Raw genomic sequence first — 25,454 nt, forward strand, 5'->3', positions numbered from 1 at the left:
GCTTTTCACAGGGACGAACAAGGCGCACATTTGCCTTAAAAAGAACCCCCGATGAAAATGATCTTCGCATTGTGCCTGAGCGTGCTTGCCGCCAAGAACCTCGTGGCCCAAACGCTTCCCAAACAAACCGTGAAAGGCGTCATCACCGACAAATCCACCCATTTCCCGCTCCCCGGCGCCGCCGTTTCCATTCCGGCCCTGGGCAAAGGCGCGGCTACCAATGAAAAAGGCGAATTCCGGCTGGCCGATGTGCCCGTGGGCCGGCACAACATCCAGGTGAATATGATGGGATACGAGCCTGTGATGCTGCAAATGGTGGAAGTGAACGCCGGCAAGGAAACCGTCCTCGAAATCCCCCTCACCGAAACCGTCATCACCCTCAAAGGCGCCGAAGTGACCGTGAAGCGCGGCGAAGGGCCGGTGAGCCCCCTGGCGCTGGCCAGTGCGCGGCAGCTCAATATCGAGGAAGGGATGCGGTATGCCGGCACGCGGAACGATCCGGCCCGCATGGCGCAGAACTTCGCGGGTGTGTCTGGCGCCAACGACGGCCGGAACGATATCATCATCCGCGGCAACTCGCCCGCCGGTGTATTGTGGCGGGCCGAAGGCGTGGATATTCCCAATCCCAACCACTTCAGCACTTTCGGCGCTACGGGCGGCCCGGTAACGATACTGAACACCAACACCTTGCGGACGTCCTCCTTTTTGACGGGCGCTTTCCCGGCGGATTACGGCAACGCTTTGGCCGGGGCCTTCGATCTGCGGCTGCGCAACGGGAACAAAGACCGGTACGAGATGCTGGCGCAAGTGGGTTTTAACGGCTTCGAAGCCGCGGTGGAAGGGCCGATCGGGAAACCCGGCGGCGCCTCGTTCCTTGTGGATTACCGGTATTCCCTCATCGCCGCGGTGCACGCGCTGGGATTGAGCGTGGGCACCGGCGCCACCGTTCCCAAGTACCAGGACCTCACCATGAAAATCAACCTCCCCACCAAGCGGGCCGGGACTTTCGGCGTTTTCGCCATGGGCGGCCTGTCCAACATCCACTTCATCCCCGGAGAAGATTCCACCGATCTGTACAACTCGGGTAAATACGAAGTGCTGACGACCTCGAACACTGGCGTGGCGGGCCTCACGCACAGCTTCAACTTTTCGCCCAAAACGTATGGCCGCGCTTTCGCCGCCATTTCGGCCGCGGAAAGTAAAATGGATAATTTCGAAAACAAGGATGAAATACGCGGCAAACGCAGGATGGACCTCGATTACAGCCTGATCCGCACCAGCTTCGGCTATCGCCTCGATCATAAGTTCAATGCGCGGAACCAACTCAGCGTCGGCGCTTCCGGCGAAAAAATGCAGCTCGATATGCGCAACCGCCGCATCAAAGACGGTGACGACGACCTCAGCGAAATGGTGAACGCCAGCAACGGCGCCTGGCTGGGAAAAGGATGGATGAACTGGCAACATCGCGCCGGTAACGATTTTACGTTCAACGCCGGCGTCTACGGCCAATATTTCGGGCTCAACGATGGATTTGTGGCCGAACCGCGCCTCAACATGAAATACGACCTGTCGAAAAAGCAGTCGCTTACCCTGGGCCTTGGCCTCCACAGCCAGTTGCAGCAGCTGGAAGTGTACTACAACGAAACCGGCGGAAGCCTCACCAATAAAGATCTCGCGCCCACCCGCGCCATGCACGCCGTGCTGGGATACGACCAGCTGCTGGGCGAGCGCCTGCGCTTCAAGGCGGAAACGTATTATCAGCATATTTACGATGCGCCGGTGGAACGGGCGCCTTCGTCGTTCAGCCTGCTGAATTACGGCGCCGACTTCGGATTCCCCGACAAGCCGAACCTCTTCAACAACGGTACCGGTCGGAACTATGGACTGGAGCTGACGTTGGAGAAATTCCTGCACAAGGGGTTCTACTTCCTCTTCACCCAAAGCCTTTTTGATTCCAAATACCAGGGCAGCGACAAAACCTGGCGCAACACCGCCTTCAACGCGCAATACGTCACCAACTTCCTCATCGGCCGCGAATGGACGGTGAAGCCGGGTTTCAGCGTGGGGGCAGACAGTAAGGTGAGCGTGGCCGGCGGGCAATGGTACACGCCTTTCAATGAATCGGCCACCGTGGAAAAGGGGTATGTCGTGTACCAGGAAGACAAGGCGTATTCGCTGCGGAATGATATGTATTTCCGCTGGGACCTGAAATTTTCCTTCACCTGGGAGCTTGGCCGCACCACTCAGAAATTCTTTATAGATTTACAGAACCTGACCAACAGGAAGAATATTTATACCCGCACGATCGACACTGAAACCGGTGTGGTGAAGCAGGTGAACCAGATCGGGCTTTTCCCGAACGTTAACTACCAGTTTACCTTTTAAAGCAAACAGACGAGGCTTATGCGCAACAACGAAACGGCGCTTGGATTCAACGATAAATGGTTTGTGTTGCTGGGGATCCCGGTGCTGGGGTTCCTCACGCCGATCATGTACTTCGGCGTGAGGTTCACCCGCGAGCCGCGGTACTCCTGGCTGGCTTTCGCCTTCTCCGTGGCCATTACGGCGCTGTTCTGGCTCGGCAACCGCTGGATCATCATCCGCACGCGCCGGAAGTTCCCGCTGCTGGCCCAGGCGCCGAAACGGATCGCCATTATGGTTTTGCTGATGTTCGCATTCACATTTGCCGTGTCGAATTTTAACGGGATCACGCCGCCATTCTGGTCAAACGTAGTGTTGCCCTATCCCGACCTGAATATCGTGGGGATGGTCAACACCCTCATCATCGCCGGTATTTACGAAGTGATATGGTACCAGGCGCAACTGCGGCTGTCGATGCAGGGCCAGGAAGATCTGCGCAACGAAAGCCTGCAGGCACAGATCCGCGCGCTGAAAACACAGGTAGACCCGCATTTTCTTTTCAATAACCTCAATACCCTCAGCTCAGTCGTACACAGCGATCCCGACAAGGCGGAACATTTCATCCAGCAGCTATCCAAACTCTACCGCCATATGCTCGAAGTGCAGGACACGACGCTGGTTACGGTAAAGGAAGAACTGGGCCTGCTGGACGCGTACGTCTATCTTCTCAAAACCCGCTTCGGCGATAATCTCCGGGTAACCATCGACGTGCCCGAAGCGTACCACGACCGGCGCATCATCCCGTTCGCCCTGCAGATCGTCGTGGAAAACGCCATGAAGCATAATGTTGTGTCGGCAGCGCGACCGCTGAACGTGAAGATAGAAGTGGTGCAAGACAAGATCGTGGTGACGAACAACCTCCAGCGCAAAATGCACGCGGTGCCGTCTACCGGCAAAGGACTGGAAAACATCAATTCCCGGGTGCGCCTGCTGCGCGAGCAGGAGGTGGAATCCGTGGTGACGGCCGATCATTACATCGTTTTACTCCCCATATTCCCTGCAGTATGATCAAAGTGGTCATTATAGAAGACGAGGCCCCGGCCGCCAACAAGCTCAAAACCTTGCTGAAGCGCCATGACGAAGAAGTGGAAGTGCTCGCGGTGCTCGACAGTGTGGAGGAATCCGCCAAATGGTTCCGCCATTTCCCCGCGCCCGACCTTATTTTCATGGACGTGCAGCTGGCAGACGGCCTCAGCCTCGAAATCTTCAAACAGGCGAGCCTCAACGCGCCCGTGATTTTCACTACGGCCTACGACCAGTACATGCTCCAGGCCTTCCGCAACAACGGGATCGAGTATCTCCTCAAACCGCTCGACGAGGCCGAATTGCGCCAGGCACTTGCCAAATTCCGGCAGTTCTGCCAGCCGAAGCAAGAAGCCGGGGGGTGGGAAGACAAGATCCACCAGCTGCTGCAATACGTGCAGCCTTCGGGCCACAAGGAGCGCTTTCTCGTGAAAAGCGGGCAACAGTTGTATTACGTGAACACGGCCGACCTGGCCTGCCTCTATGCAGACGGCAAGCTCGTCTACGCCATTGATTTCGCGGGGAAGAAGCATGTGATGGAAGACAATCTCGCTACTATCGAGCAGCAACTGCCGGTGCGGGAATTCTACCGGGTGAGCCGCCACCTGGTGGTGCATGTGAAAAGCGTCCGCAGGGTGCATCCCTGGTTCAGCGGCCGCCTGAAGCTCGATCTGGAGCCTTCGCCGGCGGTGGACCTGGAAGTGAGCCGCGACCGGGTGGCGGGGTTCAAGGAATGGCTGGGGAAATAAGTTTTTAGTTTGCCATACAAAGAAAAAGGGCTGCCGGAGAAATCCGGTCAGCCCTTTATAATTCAACTGTGGTACGCTTATTTGATCACTTCCGCGAGTTTGGCGGCCAGTGCATCGCCACGGAGGTTCTTGGCGATGATTTTGCCTTGCGGATCGAGCAGGAAGTTCTGCGGGATGGCGCGCACGGCGTAAAGGGCGGCGGCTTCGTTTTTCCAGAATTTCAGGTCGGAAACCTGCGTCCAGGTGAGGCCGTCGTCAGCGATCGCTTTCAGCCATTTGTCTTTTGCATTGGGCTGGTCGAGGGAAACGCCGAGGATGGTGAAGTTTTTGTCTTTGAATTCGTTGTACGCTTTCACGACGTGCGGGTTTTCTGCACGGCAGGGGCCGCACCAGGAAGCCCAGAAGTCGATCAGCACGTATTTACCGCGGAAAGACGCCAGGGAAACGGGTTTCCCTTCGGTGTCGTTCTGGGTGAAATCGGGAGCGGTGGCGCCGATGGAAACGGCTTTCACTTTTTCGAGCATGTCTGCATAAGCCTTGCCATCTGCGCTGGATTGCACGGCGGGAGCCAGTTTGGCGAACATGGGCTGGATGGTGCCGTAGTCGGGCGCGGAGCCGGCGAATTGTTTCAGGGCTTCGAGGCCGGGGAGGGTTTTGGTATGCGTTTCCGCGAATTTCTTCATGATCGCATCTTCGTCATCGCCGATCTGTTTGCTTTCGGCCATGATGGCAGCCATCCAAACGGAATCTTTCTTCTGCTCGTCGGTAGATCCGTAGTATTTGGCCATGAGGGCTTTGTTCTTGTCCATCAAGGGTTTCAGCTGGGTTTCCAGGGCCACCTGGTCGGTGGTGTGCACGCCGCCTTTCACGGTAGCGTTTTTCAGGGAATCCGCGCTCTTGATGTTTACGGTGCCGGGCTCCAGGTAAATTTTTACCGATTCGCCGTTACGTGAAGAACGGGGGGCGTTCGGGCCGTAATCCATTACCACGGTAGCTTTGGTGATACCGGCAACGGAGCCGCTGAAGGAGAATTCACCGTTTTTCAGCGTGGAGGAATCTTTCTTCTGATCGCCGTCTACGGTATAAATAAGATAAGCCTGGGTGGGGGCGTTATGGCTGCCGACCTTGCCTTTTACGGCGTACTTGGTTTGGGCATGTACGAGCGCCGGCAGGAGGAGCACTGCAGGCAGGATCTGTAATCTTTTCATTTGATTGGTTTGATTTTACGTCCTAAAAGTAGGGAAAGAATTCGGTTGACAGGTTGCCGTTTGTCACAAAATACAGGGCTTACCCACCCCTTTGCTGCCGGTACTGGTTGGGGGATATGCCCATCAGCCGGGTAAAAAACCGCGAAAAATAGTACGGATCGCTCATGCCCACGCTGGCCGCCACCTCCTTGATCCGCATATCGCTGTACAACAGCAGTTCACAGGCTTTCTGCACCTTCAGGTTGTTGAAATACTCGATGGGCGTGTATCCCGTCTTCTTTTTGAACTGGTGCACGAAATGGGAAACGGACAGGTTCGCTTCCTCCGCCAGCTGCTGCAACGTGAGCTGCCCGCCGATCTGCAATTTCATCTGCCGGGTTGCCGTTGCCACGATCTCCCGGCTGTCGCCCGTTGTATCCGGGGTGAACCGTTCCGGGAAAAGGAGGGAGGCGAGGAATTGGCCGAAACAGAGGTTGGCATACAGGATGTTGTCGAGGTCGTACCCGCTTTCCAGCTGCCGGTAAATAGACCCGAACAGCGCGATGCGCTGGTCCAGCCAGGGAACGGTGCCCTTCAGCGACGCGGTTTTGTGCTCCAGCGTGCGGGCCACGGCGTCGGAGGCGCTTCCCACGAAATGCACCCAGTAAATCGTCCACGGATCGTCTTCGTCCGCACGGTAAGTATGGGCCGTTTTCCGGGGAATGACGAAAAAGTCGCCGGCGCCGATGGTAAACGTCTGCCGGTTGAACCGGGCGCTGCCCCGGCCGTCTACACAATAAATAAGGATATGCTGGTCTACCCCTTCCGGCCGCACCCGGTGATGGTAGCGGGCCTTGGGATAATAACCCATATCGGTAATGTAAAGTCCTGCCGTTAATTCATTTCGTGCGCACTGTTCCTCGAGAATTTTGCGGGGGATGACGATCGACTGCTGTCCGTCGAATCCATCTTTTTCTTCATACGTGGTATAGTTGAGGCTGGTCGTAAGATTGTCCATTTCAGGACAGCGGTTGCCGCTTGCCGGCACGTACCTTAAATATACGTTATGCCCGTGGTTTATTGTTAGCGTTTATTATCAAAGATCGATACAGGATTTGCAGGGCTCAAATCGGTGCCAATCTATTTCGGCATAAAATCCATCATTAACCTTCTCGCATCCATTTTCCCGATTGAATTACTCTTTTAGATTTGTTGCACAATACATTAGGAAAAAGATCAGCAATAAGTCAACCAAACCAGTTACTAAAGCATTAAAATCTCCGCTATGAAAGTGATCCACGTTCGTTTCCGAACGGGCAGGCAAGCGATTTGTCCGCCCGGGGAGAAACATTTTTCCCGATTCATCCCGATATTCCTGACAGCGCTCGTCTTTCTGGCGTTCCTGCTGCTTTCGCCCGGTCGGGCCGTTGCGCAGGAGAAGGGCGCGAATACGGTAACGGGCAGTGTGAAGGATTCCGTAGGCAACCCTTTGCCCGGGGTCTCCGTCATCGTGATGGGCCATTCCGGAAAAGGCACTTCCTCCAATGCCGACGGCCGGTTCATCATCGACGTGCCGCCCAACGTTACGCTGCAATTCGTGCTCATGGGCTATGAATCCGTGCTGGTGCCGCTGGCAGGCCGGCAATCCGTACATGTGGTGCTGAAGGAAAAGGTCAGCCAGCTGACGGATGTCGTGATCACGGCCTACGGTAAAAAGCAGCAGAAAGAGGCCATCGTGGGGGCGGTTACGACCGTCAACCCCAAAGACCTCAAAATCCCCGCCAGCAACCTCACCACCGCACTGGCCGGGCAAGTGGCCGGGATGATCGCTTATCAGCGGAGCGGACAGCCGGGGCAAGACAATGCCTCCTTCTTCGTGCGCGGCGTCACCACTTTCGGGTACAAGCAAGACCCGCTCATCCTCATCGATAACGTGGAGCTGACGACTACCGACCTGGCCCGCCTGCAGGTAGACGATATCGCCAGCTTCTCCATCCTCAAAGACGCCAGCGCCACGTCGCTCTACGGCGCGCGCGGCGCCAATGGCGTTATCCTCGTCACCACGAAAGAAGGAAAGGCCGGCAAGGCGAAAATCAATTTCCGGTTCGAGAATTCCATGTCGCAGGCTACCCGCAACCTCAAATTCGCCGACCCTGTGCAGTACATGGAGTTGTATAATGAAGCCATCGAAACGCGGGATTCCCTCGGTGTTCCGCGCTTCGACCAGAACAAGATCAACCACACAAAGAACGGCGACAACAAATTCGTGTATCCCGCGGTTGACTGGATGAGCGAGCTGTTCAAAAAACGGACGAACAACCAGCGCGCCAACCTCAGCGTAGGCGGCGGCGGGGAGATCGCGCGGTATTATGTGGCGGGCTCGTACAGCCGCGACAATGGTATCCTGAAAGTGAGCCCTGTCAACAATTTCAACAACAACGTGCGGCTGAACAACTATCAGTTGCGGTCCAACGTCAACATCAACCTCACTAAATCCACGGAATTGGTGGTGCGCCTGTCCGGCAACTTCGATGAATATACCGGGCCGATAACGGGAGACGCCTCGTTCAGCACCGATCTGTATTCGCAGGTGATGCATACCAGCCCCGTAGACTTTCCCGCGTTTTTCACGCCAGATTCCTCTACCTATTTCGAAAAGCATATCCTGTTCGGCAACAAAGCGCGGGAAAATGGCTCGCTGGGCGTGAACCCTTACGCACAGCTCATGCGCGGGTACAAAAACTTCTCCCAGTCGCGCATGTCTGCCCAGCTGGAATTGACGCAGAACCTTTCGTTCATCACGAAAGGGCTTAATTTCCGCGGGATGCTGACTACGAACCGGTTTTCGTTTTTCGACGTTGCCCGTCAATACAAACCGTTTTACTACCAGGTCAGCGATTACGATAAGCAGTCGGACAAATACCGGCTGATGTGGCTGAACAACAAGCCCAACGAGGCTACGGAATACCTGGATTACTCGCCGGGCAGCCGCAGCATTTCGACGTTCGTGTACATGCAGGGCATGCTGGATTACAACCGCAGTTTCGGCGATCATACCATCAGCAGCACTTTGATCGGCACGCGCCAGCAGACGCTGACGACCGATGGGTCTTCGCTGCAATCGTCGCTGCCGTACCGCAACCTCGGCCTGGCGGGGCGCGCCACGTATTCTTACCTGAGCCGCTATTTCCTGGAGTTCAACTTCGGGTATAACGGCAGTGAGCGCTTTTCGTCGAACAACCGGTTCGGTTTTTTCCCGACGATCGGTGCATCGTGGGTGATTTCCAATGAAAGGATGTGGGAGCCGCTGCGCGATGTGGTGACCCGCGCCAAAGTGCGGGCCAGTTACGGCCTGGTGGGGAACGACGCCATCAGCGGACAGCGGTTCTTCTATATGTCTGAAGTAGACATGAACGCGGGTTATGGTTCCATATTCGGGAAGAACAACGGTTACAGCCGCAATGGAGTCGCGATCCGGAACTACGAAAACCGCGACGTGACCTGGGAAACTTCCCGCCAAACGAACCTCGGCCTGGAACTGAGCCTCTTCGGCAAAGTGAATTTTATCGGTGAGGTATATCACCAGTTGCGGTCCAATATCCTGCAGCAACGCGCGTCCATCCCCAATACCTCCGGGCTGGAAGCGGGCATCAGCGCCAATATCGGAGAAGCGGAATCCCGCGGAATGGACCTTTCGCTGGATTACAAGCAGAATTTCGGAAAAGAGCTCTGGGCGGCCGTCCGCGCCAATCTCACCTATGCTACCAACAAGTACAGGGTGTATGAGGAACCCCAGTTCAAGGAGCCCTGGCGCTCCCGCGTGGGCAATTCCATCGGACAGACTTACGGTTTTATCGCGGAAAGATTGTTTGTGGACGACGCCGAAGTGGCCAATTCGCCCAAACAGAATTTCAACGGGTTCGTGCCCCGTGGTGGCGACATCAAATACAAGGACGTCAACGGCGACGGTGAGATCACCGAACGCGATATGGTGCCCATCGGTTTGCCCACCACGCCTGAGCTGGTATATGGCGCCGGATTCTCCGTGGGCTATAAAAGCTTCGACGTTTCCGCGTTTTTCCAGGGCCTGGGCCGCGAGTCGTTCTTCATCGATGTTTCGGATTACGACCGCCGGGGCGGGGAATATTACAACAGCACCATGCCTTTCATCGACAACGGGCAAGTACTCAAGGCATATGCAGACAATCACTGGTCGGAACAAAACCAGAACATCTACGCCATGATGCCCCGCCTGTCTGCCGCCATGAACTTCAATTCGGCGCCGTGGCCGCGTGAAGGGGAAACCATCGCCAACACCTGGTTCATGCGCAATGGGGCGTTCCTGCGGCTGAAAAGCGTGGAAGTGGGGTATACCATCCCGAAACACGTCCTCAAACGCTACCACATCGAAAACCTGCGGGTGTACTTCAACGGGCTCAACCTGCATACCTGGAGCAGCTTCAAGCTGTGGGACCCGGAAATGGGCGGCAGGGGCCTGGCTTACCCACTGCAGAAGGTGTTCAACATCGGCGTAAACATCAATCTGTAGCCATTTAAAACGCAAATCATGAGAAAAAACATACAAACGTGGATCGTGGCGGCGTTGCTGCTGGTCAGCTTTCCCTCCTGTAAAAAGTACCTGGATGTGATGCCGGACAACGTGGCTACCATCGACTATGCGTTCCGCAACCGGAATGAGGCGGAGAATTACCTGTTTACCTGTTACGCCACGATGCAGCGGAACCTGTTCTACACCTGGAATGATCCCGCGTTTACCATGGGCGGCGAGATTATTCACCCTATTCTCCAGGAAGGCGGCGGCGGCGATTTCGGGTTCCGCGCCCTTCGGTCGGGCAAAAACGTCATGTCTGTGGAGTTCGATCTGTTCAATGGCTCGAACGGGGGCGTAAAGCTGTACCAGGCCATCCGCCGCTGCAACATTTTCCTCGATAACGTGGATAAGCCGATCGATCTGACGCCGACTGAAAAAGCACGCTGGACCGCGGAGGCGAAATTCCTCAAGGCATATTACAATTACTGGCTGGTGCGGCAATACGGGCCTGTTCCCCTCATCCGGAAAAACCTGCCGCTGAACGCTTCGGTTGAAGATGTGCGGGTGAAGCGGGAGCATGTGGACACTGTTTTCAACTACATCGTGCAACTGCTCGACGAAGCCGTGCCCGGATTGCCGCCGGTGATCACTTCGGCGGCCAGCGAATCGGGGCGCATCACGAAAGCTGCGGCGCTCAGCCTGAAAGCGGAGGCGTTGACATGGCAGGCAAGCCCCCTGTTCAACGGAAACCCCGACTACATTTCGTTCCGCACAAAAGAAGGACAGACATTGTTCCCCGAAAAATTCGATCCCGGAAAATGGACGCGCGCGGCCGCGGCCTGCAAGGAAGCGGTGGAAGCGGCGCATGATGCCGGTATTAAACTGTACGATTTCGTTCCGCCCGCCAACCTGTCCAACATCAGTGACTCCACGATGAAGCTGCTCGCTTTCCAGGGAACGGTTTCGCATCTCTTTAACGACGAAGTGATCTGGGGCGCCAATCCCGTGCACGCTGATTTCCAATATTACTGCGTTCCGAAAATGACCCCGGAATCGCAGGCGAACGATATCATCTTCGGCAGCCTGTGCGCGCCGCTGGCCATCGCGGAATTGTTTTATACGGAAAACGGTGTGCCCATCAACGAAGACAAAACCTGGGATTACGCCAACCGCAATACGCCCCGCGCCAGCGACGATGCGCATAAATACTACATCCACAACGGCTACCAGACCGCCGGCCTCAACCTGCATCGCGAAATGCGCTTTTACGCCAGCCTCGGCTTCGATGGCAGCAACTGGTTCGGCAACGGTACGCTCGACGATGAGAACCAGCAATACATCCAGGGCAAGATGAAACAGGTCAGCGGCGCCGCGATGGCGATCAAAACCAATGCCACGGGGTACTGGATCAAGAAGCTCGTGTCTTACCAGAGCGAATTCCAACGCCAGAGCCTGCCGGTAGCCTTCGCTGTGCCCCGCATCCGGCTGGCCGCCATGTACCTGCTCTACGCCGAAGCCCTCAACGAAGCGGGCAACCAGGCCGAGGCGCTCGTCTGGATCAATAAGGTAAGGGAAAGGGCCGGACTGAAAACCGTGCAGGAATCCTGGAGCACCTATTCCAGCCAGCCCGGCAAATTCAATACCAAAGACGGTCTGCGGCAGATCATCCACCAGGAAAGGCGCATCGAGCTGGCATTCGAAAGCCAGGTTGGTTGGGACATGCGGCGGTGGAAGGAAATGAAGGACTACTTCAGCAGCCCCATCCAGGGATGGAGCGTGTATGAAGAATCCGTTGCCGGATATTACCGCCGGCGCACCATCTTCATGCCGGTGTACAGCACAAAAGAATATCTCTGGCCCATCAGCGACAACGATCTCACCGTGAACCCGAATCTCGTACAGACGCCGTTGTGGTAAACCAGCCCATCCATCAATAAAAATCAAGCAAGATGAAAACTTCACAAACCAGAATATTCGCACTGCTCGGCTTCATGGGGCTGGCAACCATATGGGGCGGCTGTTTCAAAGACGATATCTACAACGGGCCCACGGAAAAAGACGGTACCAAGCCCGGCCCGGTCTCCAACGTCCAGGTGAAAAACGTCAACGGTGGCGCCACCATCACCTACAAACTGCCGAATTCGTCTAACCTCCTGTACGTAAGGGCCAGATATAAAGCCAATGACGTAACTGCCCGCCAGACGCAGGTTTCCTACTATTCCAACAGTATCGAACTGAGCGGGTTCGCAGAGAAAAAAGAATATGAAGTGACGCTGACCGCCGTTTCGCGGGGAGAAGTGGAATCCGACCCGGTAATCGTGAAAGTGCACCCGGAAACACCCATCCACCGCCTCGTGCTGCCCACCGTTGAAATCAATCCCGATTTCGGCGGCATCTTCGTATCCGCGCAAAATCCCGTCCGCGAGAAGATCGGCGTCATCGTGATCACGGCCGACAAGAACGGAGAATTCAAGCCCATCGAAAGCAAATACCTCACAACGGCGGAAATCGGCTTCAGCGTCCGCGGATACGAAAGCAAACCCCGGAAATTCGGCGTGTACGTCGTAGACAGGTGGGGCAACAGTTCCGATACCCTGTTCGCCGACATTACACCGCTGTTCGAATCCATGATCGAAAAGAGCAAGTTCGCGGAATATCCCCTGCCTGGCGATGAGCCCATGGATTACGGATGGGCGCTGCCTTTCCTGTGGGACGATAAAACGGAAGAAGCCAACGGCAACGGTTTCCATACCACCACCGTAGGCGCGCTGCCCAAGCACGTAACGTTCGACATGGGCGCGAGCTACAACCTCAGCCGCTATAAAATGTGGCATCGTGTGAACGACTGGATGGCCTTCTCGCACGGCAACCCGAAGCGTTGGAAGCTCTGGGGCACGAACACCAAACCCGCTACCAACGGCAGCTTCGACGGCTGGACGCTCATCGGTGAATACGAAACGCCGACCAAGCCTTCCGGCAGGCCGCCCTACGACAATACACCGGAAGACGTGGCCCGGGCAAGGCAGGGCTTTGAGTTCAACATCCCGTCAAACACGCCGAAAGTAAGGTACATCCGCATCCAGGTCGAGGAAACCCTTTCCGGCGCCAACTTCTGGCACCTGATGGAAATCACTTTCTGGGGTCAATGATCATTCAAAACGCATTAACACATGAAAACACTCAATCCATATACCCTCCTGGCCGCCGGCTGCGCGATGCTCCTGGCTTTGGGCGCCTGCGACAGGGAACCGACCGATTACCGGGAATTCCTCGGCGGAAAAGAAAGCGTCTATCCCGGCAAGCCGAACAACCTCAAGGCCAGTCCCGGCCGCGACCGCGTGGAGTTTTCCTGGAATCCCAGTGCAGACCCCAGCGTGAAACGTTACCGCATCACCTGGAACAATGGCCGGAATGCTGCAATGGTAGACGCTTCCACCCATGATCCCGCGGAATTCATAAAAGTGGTCGTGCCGGCTGTGAATGAAGACAGGTATGAATTTGCGTTGTACGCCCTCGATGCGGCGGGCAACATATCGGTGCCCAGTCCGATTTCTGTTCGTACGTACGGCGCGCGGTACGAAAGCGGCCTGAACAACCGTGGCGTTCTTTCCAAGTGGTTCGAAAGCGAAACGCTCGTGATCCAGTGGGCAACGGCAGATACGGTGCACACCGGCTCCCGGATCGCTTATACCGATGTGAACGGACAGAAAAAAACGTACGACGTGCTGCCCGACGCTTTGGAAACGCGCGTGCCTAATTGTAAGGCGGGAGAAGCGGTCAGCGTTTTATCCGGCTACAAACCGGTGACGCTGGCTATCGACACGTTTTACGCATTGAAACCGGATACATTGAAATTTTAGTACACTGTACTGTTTGTATGTTGGCCCTCGGGAATAGACGCCCGGGGGCTTTTTTTATGGGGACAGGTGCCATAAAAAAAACGGCCTCCGCAAGGGAGGCCGTTCCTATCGCAAGTGATCGGATTACTTGGAGAGTTTGGCTTTCAGGCCTTTGTCCAGCTCTTCGAGGAATTCCTCGGTGTAGAGATAGTGCTTGCCGTGCTCCACTTTGTTGCCGTGGATGCAGACAGCGAGGTCTTTGGTCATTTTGCCGCTTTCTACGGTTTCGATGCACACGGCTTCGAGGGCGTGGCAGAAATCGATCAGGGCCTGGTTGCCGTCCAGTTTGCCACGGAACTCCAGGCCGCGGGTCCATGCGAAGATGGAGGCGATGGGGTTGGTGGAAGTGGGTTTACCTGCCTGGTGATCGCGGTAGTGGCGGGTTACGGTGCCGTGGGCGGCTTCCGCTTCCATCGTTTTGCCGTCGGGCGTAACGAGGGTAGAGGTCATGAGGCCGAGGGAACCGAAGCCCTGGGCCACGGTGTCTGACTGCACGTCGCCATCGTAGTTCTTGCAAGCCCAAACGAAGTTGCCGTTCCATTTCAGGGCGGATGCCACCATGTCGTCGATCAGGCGGTGCTCGTAGGTGAGGCCGTTCTTGTCGAACTCGGCTTTGAATTCCTTCTGGTAAACGTCTTCGAAGATATCTTTGAAGCGGCCGTCGTATTTTTTCAGGATGGTGTTCTTGGTGCTGAGGTACAGGGGCCATTTCTTCATGAGGGCCTGGTTGAAGCAGGCGCGCGCGAAGCCGTAGATGGATTCGTCGGTATTGTACATCGCCAGGGCAACGCCGTCGCCTTTGAAGTTGTACACTTCGAATTCCTGTACTTCACCGTTTTCGCCTTCGAACTTCACGGTCAGTTTGCCTTTGCCTTTGGTCACGAAGTCGGTAGCGCGGTACTGGTCGCCGAAAGCGTGGCGGCCGATGCAGATGGGAGCGGTCCAGTTGGGCACGAGGCGCGGAACGTTGCTCATCACGATCGGTTCGCGGAACACGGTGCCGTCGAGGATGTTACGGATGGTGCCGTTGGGGGATTTCCACATCTGCTTCAGTCCGAATTCCGTTACACGTTGCTCGTCGGGCGTAATAGTGGCGCATTTGATGCCCACGTTATATTGTTTGATGGCGTTGGCGGCGTCAATAGTCACCTGGTCGTTGGTGGCATCGCGGTGCTCCATGCCCAGGTCGTAATATTTAATGTCCAGCTCCAGATACGGTGTGATCAGTTTGTCTTTGATGAACTTCCAGATGATCCGCGTCATTTCGTCGCCATCCAGTTCAACCACAGGGTTTGCAACTTTGATTTTTTGTGACATCGATGTAATGTTTTGTGTTCTTCTTATAAAATCTTTATGAGACACGAAATCCCGCTACAGATTACGTTTTTCTATCAAATGATATTATTTGAATGTCGAAAGATAGTATTATCCTTCAAAAAAACGTAATCGTGGCGGGAAAATCGCTGTTAAGGCTATCTTAAAGCTGCTTGATGATCTCGTCTGCGAACTCGCTGGTCTTCACGAGCGTGGCGTCGTCCATCAGTTTGTAGAAGTCGATGGTAACGCGTTTGCGCATGATGGCGGTGCTGAGCCCGTGGGTGATGATATCAGCGGCTTCCTTCCATCCCAGGTATTCCAGCATCATTACGCCGGAAAGGATCACGGAGGAAGGGTTCATGGTATCTGTGTCGGCGAAGCGGGGCGCGGTGCCGTGGGTGGCTTCGAACACGGCGTGGCCGGTAGCGTAGTTGATGTTGCCGCCGGGCGCGATGCCGATACCGCCTACTGCTGCTGCCAGCGCGTCGGAGATATAGTCGCCGTTGAGGTTGAGCGTGGCGATCACGGAATAGTCCTGCGGGGCGAGGAGGATCTGCTGGAGGAAGTTATCGGCGATCACATCGTTCACGATGATCTTGTTATGCGCCTTTGCTACCGCGATTTCCTTGTTGGCCGCATCTTCGCCCAGTTCCTTCTTCGTTTTTTCCCATTGCTCCCAGGTATACACGTATTCGCCGAATTCGCGGGCCGCCAGTTCGTAGCCCCAGTTCTTGAAGCCACCTTCGGTGAACTTCATGATGTTGCCTTTGTGAACGATGGATACGGTAGGCTTTTTATGCTCGATGGCATATTTGATGGCAGCGCGCACCAGTCTTTCCGTACCTTCCTGAGACACCGGTTTGATGCCCAGCGATGAGGTTTCCGGGAAGCGGATCTTGTTCACGCCCAGTTCTTCGGTGAGGAATTTGAGGAGCTTGTTGGCGCCTTCTGTGCCATACATATATTCGATGCCGGCGTAGATGTCTTCCGTGTTTTCCCGGAAAATCACCATGTCCACCTTCTCGGGGTGCTTCACGGGGCTGGGTACTTTGTTGAACCAGCGCACGGGGCGCACGCAGGCGTAAAGGTCCAGCTCCTGGCGCATGGCCACGTTCAGGGAACGGATACCGCCGCCCACAGGGGTCGTCAGCGGGCCTTTGATAGACACCAGGTATTCCTTCAGCGCGTCCAAAGTCGTTTTGGGCAGCCATTCGCCCGTTGCCTGGAAAGCCTTTTCGCCCGCCAGTACTTCTTTCCACTCGATCTTCCGCTCACCACCGTAAGCTTTCTCCACAGCCGCGTCGAACACCCGCACGCTCGCACGCCAGATATCCGGCCCGATGCCGTCCCCGATAATAAATGGAATAATAGGATGGGCAGGAACCTTGATCTGCCCGTTGATCATCTGAATTTTTTCTGCCGGCATATTGCTTTTCTTTATTGACCGCAAAGGTAACACATTTACAACGGTCCCCACCCCCCGATTTGTGAGAATTAACTTAAATTCGGGATAGAATTGTCTGACCCGTAAATCCGGACTCCATGGAGCAACATATTGTCACAATATTGGATATAAGCCCTGTTACGCACGACGTCAAACGCTTCAAAATCCGTAAACCCCAGGGGTACACGTTCATACCCGGACAGGCGACGGACGTGGCCATCAACAAACCTGGCTGGAACGACCAGCTGCGGCCTTTCACCTTTACGGCGCTCAACGACTGGGACCATCTTGAGTTCACTATCAAGATTTATGACGACCACGACGGCGTCACCCACCAGCTGGGGCAGCTCCGGGCGGGCGATGAACTGATCATCCACGACCCCTGGGGCGCCATCCAGTACCAGGGCGAAGGCGTGTTCATCGCCGGAGGCGCCGGTGTTACGCCGTTCATCGCCATTTTCCGGCAGTTGCGGGAAGATGGGAAAATTGGAGGTAACAAATTGATATTCAGTAATAAAACGCGGGAAGACATTATCCTCGAGCCCGAATTCCGCGCCATGCTCGGCCCCAATTTCATCAATACCCTTACCGACGAGGCCCGGCCGGGGTACGATCATCATTATATAGACGAAGTGTATCTGCGCGATAAGGTCAAGAACTTCAAACAGCACTTCTATATCTGCGGCCCAGACCCCATGGTGGCCGCTTTGCAGCCCATTATCCGGAAATTGGGCGGCGAATCCGTCATCGTCGAGCTTTGACCGGTTTCACCGACGATTTCCCCCTTTTTACCGGTAAATCCACCCTCGCCCGCCTGATAGCGGTTGACCGGCGTATATGCGCTCCGTATGTTTGCATCATCAATCAAACAATCCTAACCTACAAAACGCAAACACTACAATTTATGAGCAGGTATAATCGTCAACATGAAAGCGGCAGCAACGGAGGACTCTGGGCCGGTCTCATCATCCTCTGTATCGGTATCTTCATCCTGTTGAGAAGAATGGGGGTTTTCTTCCCCGACTGGCTGTTTTCCTGGCCGATGATCCTTATCGCCGTGGGTTTCATCATGGGCGTGAAAGGAAAATTCCAGGGCGTGGCCTGGTTCATCGTCACCTTTATCGGCTGTATCTTCCTGGTGGGGGATATTGTGCCGTACGACTGGAACCTGCGACGGTTCCTCTGGCCCGCGATCCTCATCGTTATCGGGGTATATATCATCGGCCGGGCAACGAGTAAAAAGCAACAGTACGAACAGATATTTACGTCGGACGATAGCGCCAGCCAGGACGATTTCCTGCAGGCCACCACGGTTTTCAGCGGCACCAACAAAGTCGTGCTTTCCAAAAACTTCCTGGGTGGTAACATTACCACGATTTTCGGCGGTACGGAACTGAACTTTTCGCAGGCGGATATCAACGGAGAAGTGATCCTGGAGATCACGAACCTCTTCGCCGGTACGGAAATCATCGTGCCTTCGAGCTGGAACGTGAAAGTAGACATCAACACCGTGTTCGGCGGGATCGAAGACAAACGCGTTGTTCCGCCGGCCGTTCCGACCAACAAGACGCTTATCCTCAGGGGCTCCTGCACATTCGGCGGGGTAGACCTGAAAAGCTATTGATCCTTTCCTTCCGCCCATCTTTCATCCATCGTACGTTTCCCCCATTCCATCCATCCATCCTTTATATCACCGAAAACCTTTAAAACATGTATTGGTACGTAGCCAAGATCGTTTACCAGATCATTTGCGGAACAGGCGACCACCTCCCGCAATTCGACGAGCAGCTGCGCCTCATCAGCGCAACGAGCAAGGCAGAAGCCTGGAAAAAGGCGGTGCAGATCGGGGAGCAGGAACAGTATGCTTTCCGCAACCAGCGCGAAGAACTGGTGGAATGGCGATACATCAACGTTCCCGAACTGCATACGCTCGACGAGCTGAAAGACGGTATGGAGATCTATTCCCGCGTGGAAGAGCCCGATAACGCCAACAGCTATGTGGCCCTCCTGCAAATGAAAGCGGCGCAGCTGCAAACGCAGAAGATGTTCGAACTGAATGTTTAATCCGGAAAACGACTCCCTTGGCAACACATCTGTTAAAAGAAAAGCCCTTCCGGTGGACGTTCCTCATCGCCTGCTGCGTGTTCTCGGCCGTGCATGGTTTCATCCTGCATTACTGGCTCGGGGTAGACGGGCCCAACGCCTGGATGGACGCCAACATCCACAACATTCTCCTGTTCATCGCGGTGGCCGCCATCACCCAGATGCAGGCTTATTATAGACCGGTGAGGATGCGCTACGTGTATGTGGCCGTCCTCACCACCGTCATCAGCGCACTCTGGCTTTTGCTCACGCTGGTGATCCTCCGGGCGGTGTTCCCGAAAGACGCGGTATACCTGCAATGGCTGTCAGACACCGCGCCCGTGCGGTTCGCGCTGGGATGGCTTTTGCTCATGGGCACGGGGTTCCTCAGCTTCATCATGTACGAAATGGAAGACCAGCGCCAGGCGCTGGCGCGCAAAGACGCGGCGGAAAAGATGGCCCGCGAGGCCGAGCTCTACAAGCTCCGCCAGCAATTGCAGCCGCACTTCCTGTTCAACAGCCTCAATTCCATCAACGCGCTCGTTTCCATCCGGCCGGAAGAAGCACGGCAGATGATCCAGCAACTGAGTGATTTCCTGCGCGGCACGCTCAAGCGCGAAGATCAAGGCTGGATCCCCCTGCGCGAAGAGCTCCAGTATTTACAATTGTACCTCGATATCGAGAAAGTGCGCTTCCGCCACCGGCTCACGACAGAACTGGTGACAGACCCCGGGGCAGGGGAGTTCAGCATCCCGCCCATGCTCCTCCAACCCGCCGTGGAAAACGCCATCAAATTCGGATTGTACGACACCACCGAAGCCATCAGCATCCGCATCCACGCCTGGACCGAGCACGATGTGCTCTTCGTTTCCGTCACCAATCCGTTCGACGCAGACATGCCGGCCACCGCGCGGAAAGGCACCGGCTTCGGCCTCAATTCCATCAGCCGCAGGCTATACCTGCTATTTGCCCGGCAAGACCTGCTGGAAACGAAGACCGAAGGCAATATTTTTACCACACTCATTAAAGTACCTCAGCAGCATGATAAAGACCATTTTGATAGATGACGAGCCCCTCGCCCGCGAACTGGTCAGGGAATACCTGCGCGATTTCCCGCAGGTGGAAATAGTGGCCGAATGCAACGACGGTTTCGAAGGGCTCAAAGCCATCCAGCAACATCAGCCCGACCTCCTTTTCCTCGACATACAAATGCCCAAGATCAACGGTTTCGAAATGCTGGAACTGGTAGACAAGCTGCCACAGGTCATCTTCACCACCGCTTTCGAAGAATACGCCCTCCGCGCTTTCGAAGTGAGCGCGGTGGATTATTTGTTGAAACCGTTCTCCAAAGACCGCTTCGCCAAAGCCTTGCAGAAAATGCTGGAACGCAGCAGCGGCATCAATCCCGAGCTGCTCGACAATGCCGCCCGCGAAATGCCCATGCAGCAAAACCGCGTGGTGGTGAAGATCAACGGAAAGATCAAGATCATCCCCGTCCAGGATATCCATTATCTCGAAGGGGCAGATGATTACGTGAAGATCATCACGGCGGAAGGGGCTTTCCTCAAGAATAAAACCATGACCTTTTTCGAAAAAATGCTTGATCCGCAGCAATTCATCCGCGTGCACCGTTCCTATATCCTGAACGTTACGCAGATCACGCGCATCGATCCCTACGAAAAGGAAAGCTATCTCGCCATTTTGCGCGACGGCAGTAAAGTGATGGTAAGTAAAACGGGTTATCCGAAATTGAAGGAAGTATTGGGTTTGTAGCGTTTCAACTTTTCATATTCGAATCGAGAGACTGGAACAGCCGTTCCAGTTTTTCTTTTTTCAGGATCTTCTGACCCGTTTTTCCTTTGGCGACGAGCCTTCCGTTACAATGCGCTTCGAAACCGCAGATGATTTCATTTCCGGCGACGCTTTCGGCGACGGCGGTGAAATCCACGGTGGAACCTTCGGTGGCGGGACTGATATGTTCAACGGAAATCATGGTGCCGATGCCTTCTTCTTCGGTGGATTTGACATCGAGCACGAAGAGGCGGCAACACCATTCGGCATCGCGCGCGAGGGCGAAGGTGGCGTAAACGGGGTGAACGGAACCGCTGTCGAACGCAGCGCAATCTTCCGGGCGAACGTGGCGGCTGAAGCGGCGCTGCTCGCCGGGCTGAATGGGAATGGCCATTCCTGAAAGTACGAAAATTATTGCACGACCAGCACGGGGATGTGGACCTTGTGGCGGACGTAATTCACGGTTTCGCCATAGAGCCAGTCTTTCAGCCCGGAGTGGCCGTGGCCGCCGAGGATGAGCAGGTCTGCATTTTCCGCTTTCACGATCCGTGCGATTTCCTTGGCGCGGTGGCGGTAGCCCAATTGGCCGGTGGCTTTTACGCCGCGTTGGGCGAGGAGGCGGATGTAGGTGTCTAGCTGTTCCTGGTCTTTTTGCGTTTCGAAATCGTGTGCGTCTTTTCCGAAATAGCGGGCAGACGCGCTTTCCACGATATGGATGAGCACGTAATGGGTGCCCGGGTTCCCTTGTGCGAGGGCGTTGGCGATCACGCGCTCGTCTTGCTGCGAAAAGTCGAGCGCCATGGCGATGCGGCCGTAGACGGGCTTTTCGAGATCGCCGAGGGAAACGTTGGCCGGGTGCATCTGCGCCGAGCGCATTTTCCGGTAACGGCTGAGCCAGGGGTAGATCACGGTGATGACCAGCAGGGCGATGAAACCGAGGATCACCGTGAGGATGAGCCCGTCTACCCACCAGGGGTTATCGGCCGTGAAGAGTGCTTCCGCTTCGTTGTAAACCATCCGGATATTAAGATACACCAAAACGCTGGAAATGAGCCAGGCCGCGGCTTTCACATACGGTTTGATGGCGAAGATGCCCATCGTTTGCTTATCGCTCACGAAATGGATGAGCGGGATGATGGCGAATCCGAGCTGCAGGCTCAGCAACACCTGGCTGAACACGAGCAGCTCCCCGATCTTTTCTTCCCCCGCCACCAGGATCACGATCAATGCAGGGATAATGGCCACCAGCCGCGTGATCAGCCGGCGCAGCCAGGGGTTGATGCGCAGCCGCAGATAGCCTTCCATGACGATCTGCCCGGCGAGGGTTCCCGTAACGGTAGAGCTTTGGCCGGCCGCAATGAGCGCCACGGCAAAGAGGATAGGTGCGAGCTTGCTGCCCAGCAAGGGTTCCAGCATTCGGTGGGCCTCATGGAGGTCTGCGATGCCGGTATGGCCGGCTTTATAAAATACGGTGGCGGCGAGGATGAGGATGGCGGCGTTCACGAAAAACGCGAGGTTCAGCGCAATGGCCGTATCCGCGAAATTGATGCGCAACGCCCTGCGGATGCCGCTGTCCGTTTTGCTGATCTTACGCGTTTGCACGAGCGCGGAATGCAAATACAGGTTATGGGGCATCACCGTGGCGCCGATGATCCCGATGGCGATGTAGAGCGCCGTTTCATCCGGCAGCGCCGGCACGAAGCCTTTTACCACTTCGCCCATGGGCGGCTCCGCGATGAGCAGCTGTACGAGGAACGACGTTCCCACAATAGCCACCAGCGCAATGATGAACGCTTCCATCTTCCGGATGCCGTACCGCTGCAGGATGAGCAGCAAAAACGTATCGAGCACGGTAAGGCTAACGCCCCACATGAGCGGAAGCCCCGTCAGCAGCTGGATACCGATCGCCATGCCCAGCACTTCGGCCAGGTCGGTAGCGGCAATGGCAATTTCGGCGAGGATATATAAAATGAAGTTGACCGGCGCGGGATAGGTTTCCCGGTTGGCCTGCGCGAGGTCGCGCCCGCGAACGATGCCCAGGCGCGCACTGAGGCTTTGCAGGAGCAGGGCCATGATATTGCTCATCAGCAGTACCCAAAGCAAAGTATAGCCGTAGCGGCTGCCGCCTGCGAGGTCGGTAGCCCAGTTCCCCGGGTCCATGTACCCCACGGAAACGAGGTAGGCCGGGCCGAAGAAGGCGAGTATCCTTCGCCATTTGGAACGATGGGGCCGGGTGGTGTCTATACTCTGGTGAACTTCGCTGAGTGAGGCGCTGGATTCCTGCGTACGCATGCTGCCGGTTTACAATGATTTGACCATGATGTTCTTCGATACCTGTTCGCTGAGTGTAAAGGCAGACTGATTGCGGATCTTGACCTCCACGGAGTTGTCGAATTCGTATCTTTCTATAATATCGAGCTGGGTGCCGAGCCGGATGCCCTTGGCGTTGAGGAATTCCAGCAGGGCAGACGATTGGTCAGACACGCCGGCCACTTCGAGCCGCCGCGCCGTGGCTTTGTCCAGCGAAATGAGGGGCTGGCTTTTGGAGATCCGGCCCTGCGCGTCGGGGATGGGGTCGCCATGCGGGTCGGTAGTGGGGTTGCCCAAAAACTCGCTCAGCCGCGTGATCAGTTTTTCGCTCCGCACATGCTCCAGCTCTTCGGCGATCTCGTGCACCTCGTCCCAACTGAAACTTAACTTTTCTACCAGGAAACATTCCCACAAACGGTGGCGGCGAACGATCTGCAACGCAAGCTTACGGCCTTCGGCGGTGAGGCTGATGCCCTGGTACTTCTCATAATCGATCAACTTCTTCTCTTTCAGCTTCTTCGCCATATCCGTTACCGAAGCCGGCTTGGTGGCCAGGTCGTAAGCGATGGCATTGGTGCTCACCACTTCATCCCCGTCCTGCAGCTTGTAAATGCTTTTGATATAGTTCTCTTCCGCGACCGTCAAGTTCATATGCTCTAAAATATTATTTAGACAAATCTAAATAAATTATTCCGAAAGGAAAAGAACTGGGAGAAATTTGGAATTATGACTACCTTTTCGCCGAATTACGACAAATCACTATGCGGAGCATTCTTTTCCTGTTTCTGGCGATCGGCGTACTGGCCGGCTGCAAATCCCGTAAAAAGACTATCAGCGAAGACGATCGCGAGCTTACGTTCGCGGACTATTCCAACAAGTTCCCCCTGCGGAGGCGCTGCGCTGGAATGCAGATTCGTTGAAACGGAAGCGGACAGACAGCCTGGCGTTCAAGTCCCGTTACCTGAAACAGTTCCTCCCCGACACCCTCAGCAAAGGCGTTTTCGGTGCTGCCGAAAAACCCAGGTTCTGGCCGGTAGGGCAGGTAACGCTTACCGAAGACCTCCGCCTTTTCGTAGTGGAAGGCGCCGCCAAATCGGGCGCCGCGGCCTGGATGTGCTTTTACGATAAGAACGGCACTTTCCTCAAAAGGCACCTCGCCGCGCAATATGCGGCCGGCGGGAATAAGAAGACGGGTTTTTCCATCGATAAGAAGGGCAATATCCGCATCACCACCGAAACCGGCGCGGCCATCGCGCGGGAAGACGTGTTCGCCGCCAACCCCGACGGCAGCCTGGCGCTCATTCTCACGAATTCCAACGAGCCCGCGGTAACAGGGCTTTTTAATCCTATAGACACCCTTCCCCGCAAACACAAGCTCTCCGGCAACTATACCGCGGGAGAAGGCAACATCGTTTCCATCCGTGACGGGGAAACGGCGAAGGAATTCCTTTTCTTTATTCACTTCACGCGCGACAAAGGCGCCTGCACCGGCGAGATCGACGGCACCGGCCGTTTTACCACCGCCACCACGGGGCAATGGCGCGACAAGCAGTCCGGCTGCATCGTGGATTTCAAGTTCAGCGGCAGCAAGGTAACGATCAATGAAACGGGCTGTGGCGCCTATCGTGGCATCAAATGCGCGTTCGAAGGCACTTTCACGAAAAAACGCAAGTAGGGAAATTAATCGAGGTTGCGCTGCACCGTGTCCAGGAAGGTGACGCGGCTCACGAACCTTGCGCCCAGGGAGGCGAGGTGATGGGTATGTACCTGGCAGTCGATAATGGCGAGCCGGGTGGCATGGTCTTGCACGAAAGTGATGAACGCAGCCTTGGAAGCGTTGCTCACGGCGGCGAACATGCTTTCGCCGAAGAAGCAGCGGCCGATCTTCACACCATATAATCCACCCACGAGCGCATCATTCTGCCAGCATTCCACGCTCATGGCGTAGCCCTGTTTGTGGAGGGAAGTATAGGCGCGGAGCATATCCCGCGTGATCCAGGTGCCGTCTTGCCCTTCGCGGGGAGCGGTGCGGCAGCGGTCTACCACGGTTTCGAAGCATTCGTTATAGCTGATCCGGAAGGTCCCTTTTTTGAGGACCTGCTTCATGCTGTGGGAAATGTTCAGTTCTGAAGGATAGAGTACGAACCGGGGATCGGGGCTCCACCAGAGGATGGGCTTACGGTTGTACCAGGGAAAAATACCGGAACGGTAGGCCAGCAGGAGCCGCTCCGGGCTAAGGTCTCCACCGATGGCGAGCAGTCCGTCGGGTTCCGACATAGACACCGGCGGGAAATACAGTTCGTTTTCGGGGAGATGGAAAAGGGGCATTTATGAAGCAACTGTTTCTTCGATGGTGGCGCTGATGCCGCGGTCGAGCAGGGCTTCGAGCATGGGCTTCAGGTCGGTCAATGAACCGTTTTTAACAGCGTATTTGCCGTTGAAGTGAATGATGAGCGCGCATTGTTCGGCCTGTTCTTCGGTATGGCCGCACACTTCCATCAAAGACTGGATCACCCAGTCGAAAGTGTTCACTTCATCGTTCCATACTATCAGGCTAAATGGGAATTGTTCCGCCGTTTCCACCAGCACATCCTCCGCTTCCTGAACGGATACGCCTGTTCCCGTGTAATGCATGTTCGGTTCTATGTTTCTGCAAAGTTACATTTTTTTGCGATCGTC

Annotated in this window: 22 protein-coding genes; 13 read left to right on the forward strand and 9 right to left on the reverse strand. The window is 55.6% G+C overall.

The features are described 5' to 3' along the window. The first annotated feature begins 51 nt into the window (after nt 1-51). The 3 genes from WJU22_RS10660 to WJU22_RS10670 are packed head-to-tail and all read left to right on the forward strand — an operon-like array spanning nt 52 to nt 4,193. On the forward strand, nt 52-2,385 hold the full coding sequence (locus tag WJU22_RS10660) for a TonB-dependent receptor (protein WP_341843223.1): 2,334 nt from the start codon (nt 52-54) through the stop codon (nt 2,383-2,385). A gap of 18 nt (nt 2,386-2,403) precedes the next feature. Beyond that, nucleotides 2,404-3,429, forward strand: coding sequence for a sensor histidine kinase (locus WJU22_RS10665; RefSeq protein WP_341843224.1), 1,026 nt, complete (start codon nt 2,404-2,406; stop codon nt 3,427-3,429). Then, nucleotides 3,426-4,193 carry a LytTR family DNA-binding domain-containing protein gene (locus WJU22_RS10670; RefSeq protein ID WP_341843225.1) on the forward strand — a complete coding sequence of 256 codons (768 nt, stop codon included), beginning with the start codon at nt 3,426-3,428 and terminating at the stop codon, nt 4,191-4,193. Before WJU22_RS10665 ends, WJU22_RS10670 begins: the two co-directional genes overlap by 4 nt. Before the next feature lie 77 nt (nt 4,194-4,270). On the opposite strand, the gene WJU22_RS10675 is transcribed toward WJU22_RS10670, so the two are convergent. Both WJU22_RS10675 and WJU22_RS10680 read right to left on the reverse strand, forming a co-directional pair. Next, nucleotides 4,271-5,401, reverse strand: coding sequence for a TlpA disulfide reductase family protein (locus WJU22_RS10675; RefSeq protein WP_341843226.1), 1,131 nt, complete (start codon nt 5,399-5,401; stop codon nt 4,271-4,273). 79 nt (nt 5,402-5,480) lie between these two features. Next, nucleotides 5,481-6,398, reverse strand: a complete 918-nt coding sequence (locus WJU22_RS10680) for an AraC family transcriptional regulator (protein WP_341843227.1) — start codon at nt 6,396-6,398, stop codon at nt 5,481-5,483. Nucleotides 6,399-6,665: 267 nt separating this feature from the next. Here WJU22_RS10680 and WJU22_RS10685 point away from each other — a divergent pair, with 267 nt between their 5' ends. The 4 genes from WJU22_RS10685 to WJU22_RS10700 are packed head-to-tail and all read left to right on the forward strand — an operon-like array spanning nt 6,666 to nt 13,792. Continuing rightward, entirely contained in the window at nt 6,666-9,929 is a 3,264-nt protein-coding gene (locus WJU22_RS10685; protein ID WP_341843228.1) for a TonB-dependent receptor, read from the forward strand. 18 nt (nt 9,930-9,947) lie between these two features. Next, nucleotides 9,948-11,849: a RagB/SusD family nutrient uptake outer membrane protein gene (locus tag WJU22_RS10690; RefSeq protein ID WP_341843229.1), complete on the forward strand. Its 1,902-nt coding sequence runs from the start codon at nt 9,948-9,950 to the stop codon at nt 11,847-11,849. Between the two features lie 32 nt (nt 11,850-11,881). After that, on the forward strand, nt 11,882-13,081 hold the full coding sequence (locus WJU22_RS10695; RefSeq protein WP_341843230.1) for a DUF5000 domain-containing lipoprotein: 1,200 nt from the start codon (nt 11,882-11,884) through the stop codon (nt 13,079-13,081). Nucleotides 13,082-13,102: 21 nt separating this feature from the next. Then, a complete protein-coding gene (locus tag WJU22_RS10700; RefSeq protein ID WP_341843231.1) occupies nt 13,103-13,792 on the forward strand; it encodes a DUF4998 domain-containing protein in 690 nt (229 codons plus the stop codon). Between the two features lie 123 nt (nt 13,793-13,915). On the opposite strand, the gene WJU22_RS10705 is transcribed toward WJU22_RS10700, so the two are convergent. Together WJU22_RS10705 and icd are read right to left on the reverse strand one after the other, a co-directional pair. After that, entirely contained in the window at nt 13,916-15,148 is a 1,233-nt protein-coding gene (locus tag WJU22_RS10705; RefSeq protein WP_126245459.1) for an NADP-dependent isocitrate dehydrogenase, read from the reverse strand. Nucleotides 15,149-15,308: 160 nt separating this feature from the next. Next, entirely contained in the window at nt 15,309-16,574 is a 1,266-nt protein-coding gene (icd, locus tag WJU22_RS10710; protein WP_341843232.1) for an NADP-dependent isocitrate dehydrogenase, read from the reverse strand. A gap of 116 nt (nt 16,575-16,690) precedes the next feature. On the opposite strand from icd, the gene WJU22_RS10715 reads away from it, so the two are divergent. The 5 genes from WJU22_RS10715 (at nt 16,691) to WJU22_RS10735 (ending at nt 20,447) form a co-directional block, all read left to right on the forward strand. Then, nucleotides 16,691-17,353, forward strand: coding sequence for an FAD-binding oxidoreductase (locus tag WJU22_RS10715; RefSeq protein ID WP_341843233.1), 663 nt, complete (start codon nt 16,691-16,693; stop codon nt 17,351-17,353). A 143-nt stretch (nt 17,354-17,496) separates the two neighbouring features. Further along, the gene (locus tag WJU22_RS10720) at nt 17,497-18,216 is read left to right on the forward strand and encodes a LiaF transmembrane domain-containing protein (RefSeq protein ID WP_341843234.1); all 720 of its coding nucleotides are present in this window, start codon (nt 17,497-17,499) and stop codon (nt 18,214-18,216) included. 86 nt (nt 18,217-18,302) lie between these two features. Further along, nucleotides 18,303-18,656, forward strand: a complete 354-nt coding sequence (locus tag WJU22_RS10725) for a DUF4288 domain-containing protein (RefSeq protein ID WP_126245467.1) — start codon at nt 18,303-18,305, stop codon at nt 18,654-18,656. A gap of 17 nt (nt 18,657-18,673) precedes the next feature. Further along, on the forward strand, nt 18,674-19,741 hold the full coding sequence (locus WJU22_RS10730) for a sensor histidine kinase (protein ID WP_341843235.1): 1,068 nt from the start codon (nt 18,674-18,676) through the stop codon (nt 19,739-19,741). Then, nucleotides 19,716-20,447: a LytTR family DNA-binding domain-containing protein gene (locus WJU22_RS10735; RefSeq protein ID WP_341843236.1), complete on the forward strand. Its 732-nt coding sequence runs from the start codon at nt 19,716-19,718 to the stop codon at nt 20,445-20,447. Before WJU22_RS10730 ends, WJU22_RS10735 begins: the two co-directional genes overlap by 26 nt. A gap of 4 nt (nt 20,448-20,451) precedes the next feature. Here the strand turns inward: WJU22_RS10735 and WJU22_RS10740 are convergent, their stop codons facing one another. Genes WJU22_RS10740 through WJU22_RS10750 form a run of 3 tightly spaced genes read right to left on the reverse strand, consistent with a single transcriptional unit; the run spans nt 20,452 to nt 23,426 of the window. Further along, entirely contained in the window at nt 20,452-20,859 is a 408-nt protein-coding gene (locus tag WJU22_RS10740) for a thioesterase family protein (RefSeq protein ID WP_341843237.1), read from the reverse strand. Nucleotides 20,860-20,876: 17 nt separating this feature from the next. Further along, nucleotides 20,877-22,757, reverse strand: a complete 1,881-nt coding sequence (locus WJU22_RS10745) for an Nramp family divalent metal transporter (RefSeq protein WP_341843238.1) — start codon at nt 22,755-22,757, stop codon at nt 20,877-20,879. A 9-nt stretch (nt 22,758-22,766) separates the two neighbouring features. Then, nucleotides 22,767-23,426: a metal-dependent transcriptional regulator gene (locus WJU22_RS10750; protein WP_341843239.1), complete on the reverse strand. Its 660-nt coding sequence runs from the start codon at nt 23,424-23,426 to the stop codon at nt 22,767-22,769. Nucleotides 23,427-23,691: 265 nt separating this feature from the next. Between WJU22_RS10750 and WJU22_RS10755 the strand changes: the two genes are divergently transcribed. Beyond that, the gene (locus tag WJU22_RS10755; protein ID WP_341843240.1) at nt 23,692-24,450 is read left to right on the forward strand and encodes a hypothetical protein; all 759 of its coding nucleotides are present in this window, start codon (nt 23,692-23,694) and stop codon (nt 24,448-24,450) included. A gap of 5 nt (nt 24,451-24,455) precedes the next feature. Here WJU22_RS10755 and aat read toward each other — a convergent pair whose 3' ends face one another. Together aat and WJU22_RS10765 are read right to left on the reverse strand one after the other, a co-directional pair. Further along, entirely contained in the window at nt 24,456-25,103 is a 648-nt protein-coding gene (aat, locus tag WJU22_RS10760; protein ID WP_341843241.1) for a leucyl/phenylalanyl-tRNA--protein transferase, read from the reverse strand. Beyond that, complete coding sequence (locus WJU22_RS10765) at nt 25,104-25,409, reverse strand: ATP-dependent Clp protease adaptor ClpS (protein WP_341843242.1); 306 nt, start codon at nt 25,407-25,409, stop codon at nt 25,104-25,106. It abuts the gene before it with no gap. Nucleotides 25,410-25,454: the final 45 nt, after the last annotated feature.

The sequence above is a fragment of the Chitinophaga caseinilytica genome, assembly GCF_038396765.1.
Taxonomy (GTDB): domain Bacteria; phylum Bacteroidota; class Bacteroidia; order Chitinophagales; family Chitinophagaceae; genus Chitinophaga; species Chitinophaga caseinilytica.

Coding starts and splice junctions, on each gene's coding strand:
- WJU22_RS10660 (WP_341843223.1), top strand. CDS start 52: ATGAAAATGATCTTCGCATTGTGCCTGAGCGTGCTTGCCGCCAAGAAC.
- WJU22_RS10665 (WP_341843224.1), top strand. CDS start 2,404: ATGCGCAACAACGAAACGGCGCTTGGATTCAACGATAAATGGTTTGTG.
- WJU22_RS10670 (WP_341843225.1), top strand. CDS start 3,426: ATGATCAAAGTGGTCATTATAGAAGACGAGGCCCCGGCCGCCAACAAG.
- WJU22_RS10675 (WP_341843226.1), bottom strand. CDS start 5,401: ATGAAAAGATTACAGATCCTGCCTGCAGTGCTCCTCCTGCCGGCGCTC.
- WJU22_RS10680 (WP_341843227.1), bottom strand. CDS start 6,398: ATGGACAATCTTACGACCAGCCTCAACTATACCACGTATGAAGAAAAA.
- WJU22_RS10685 (WP_341843228.1), top strand. CDS start 6,666: ATGAAAGTGATCCACGTTCGTTTCCGAACGGGCAGGCAAGCGATTTGT.
- WJU22_RS10690 (WP_341843229.1), top strand. CDS start 9,948: ATGAGAAAAAACATACAAACGTGGATCGTGGCGGCGTTGCTGCTGGTC.
- WJU22_RS10695 (WP_341843230.1), top strand. CDS start 11,882: ATGAAAACTTCACAAACCAGAATATTCGCACTGCTCGGCTTCATGGGG.
- WJU22_RS10700 (WP_341843231.1), top strand. CDS start 13,103: ATGAAAACACTCAATCCATATACCCTCCTGGCCGCCGGCTGCGCGATG.
- WJU22_RS10705 (WP_126245459.1), bottom strand. CDS start 15,148: ATGTCACAAAAAATCAAAGTTGCAAACCCTGTGGTTGAACTGGATGGC.
- icd (WP_341843232.1), bottom strand. CDS start 16,574: ATGCCGGCAGAAAAAATTCAGATGATCAACGGGCAGATCAAGGTTCCT.
- WJU22_RS10715 (WP_341843233.1), top strand. CDS start 16,691: ATGGAGCAACATATTGTCACAATATTGGATATAAGCCCTGTTACGCAC.
- WJU22_RS10720 (WP_341843234.1), top strand. CDS start 17,497: ATGAGCAGGTATAATCGTCAACATGAAAGCGGCAGCAACGGAGGACTC.
- WJU22_RS10725 (WP_126245467.1), top strand. CDS start 18,303: ATGTATTGGTACGTAGCCAAGATCGTTTACCAGATCATTTGCGGAACA.
- WJU22_RS10735 (WP_341843236.1), top strand. CDS start 19,716: ATGATAAAGACCATTTTGATAGATGACGAGCCCCTCGCCCGCGAACTG.
- WJU22_RS10740 (WP_341843237.1), bottom strand. CDS start 20,859: ATGGCCATTCCCATTCAGCCCGGCGAGCAGCGCCGCTTCAGCCGCCAC.
- WJU22_RS10745 (WP_341843238.1), bottom strand. CDS start 22,757: ATGCGTACGCAGGAATCCAGCGCCTCACTCAGCGAAGTTCACCAGAGT.
- WJU22_RS10750 (WP_341843239.1), bottom strand. CDS start 23,426: ATGAACTTGACGGTCGCGGAAGAGAACTATATCAAAAGCATTTACAAG.
- aat (WP_341843241.1), bottom strand. CDS start 25,103: ATGCCCCTTTTCCATCTCCCCGAAAACGAACTGTATTTCCCGCCGGTG.
- WJU22_RS10765 (WP_341843242.1), bottom strand. CDS start 25,409: ATGCATTACACGGGAACAGGCGTATCCGTTCAGGAAGCGGAGGATGTG.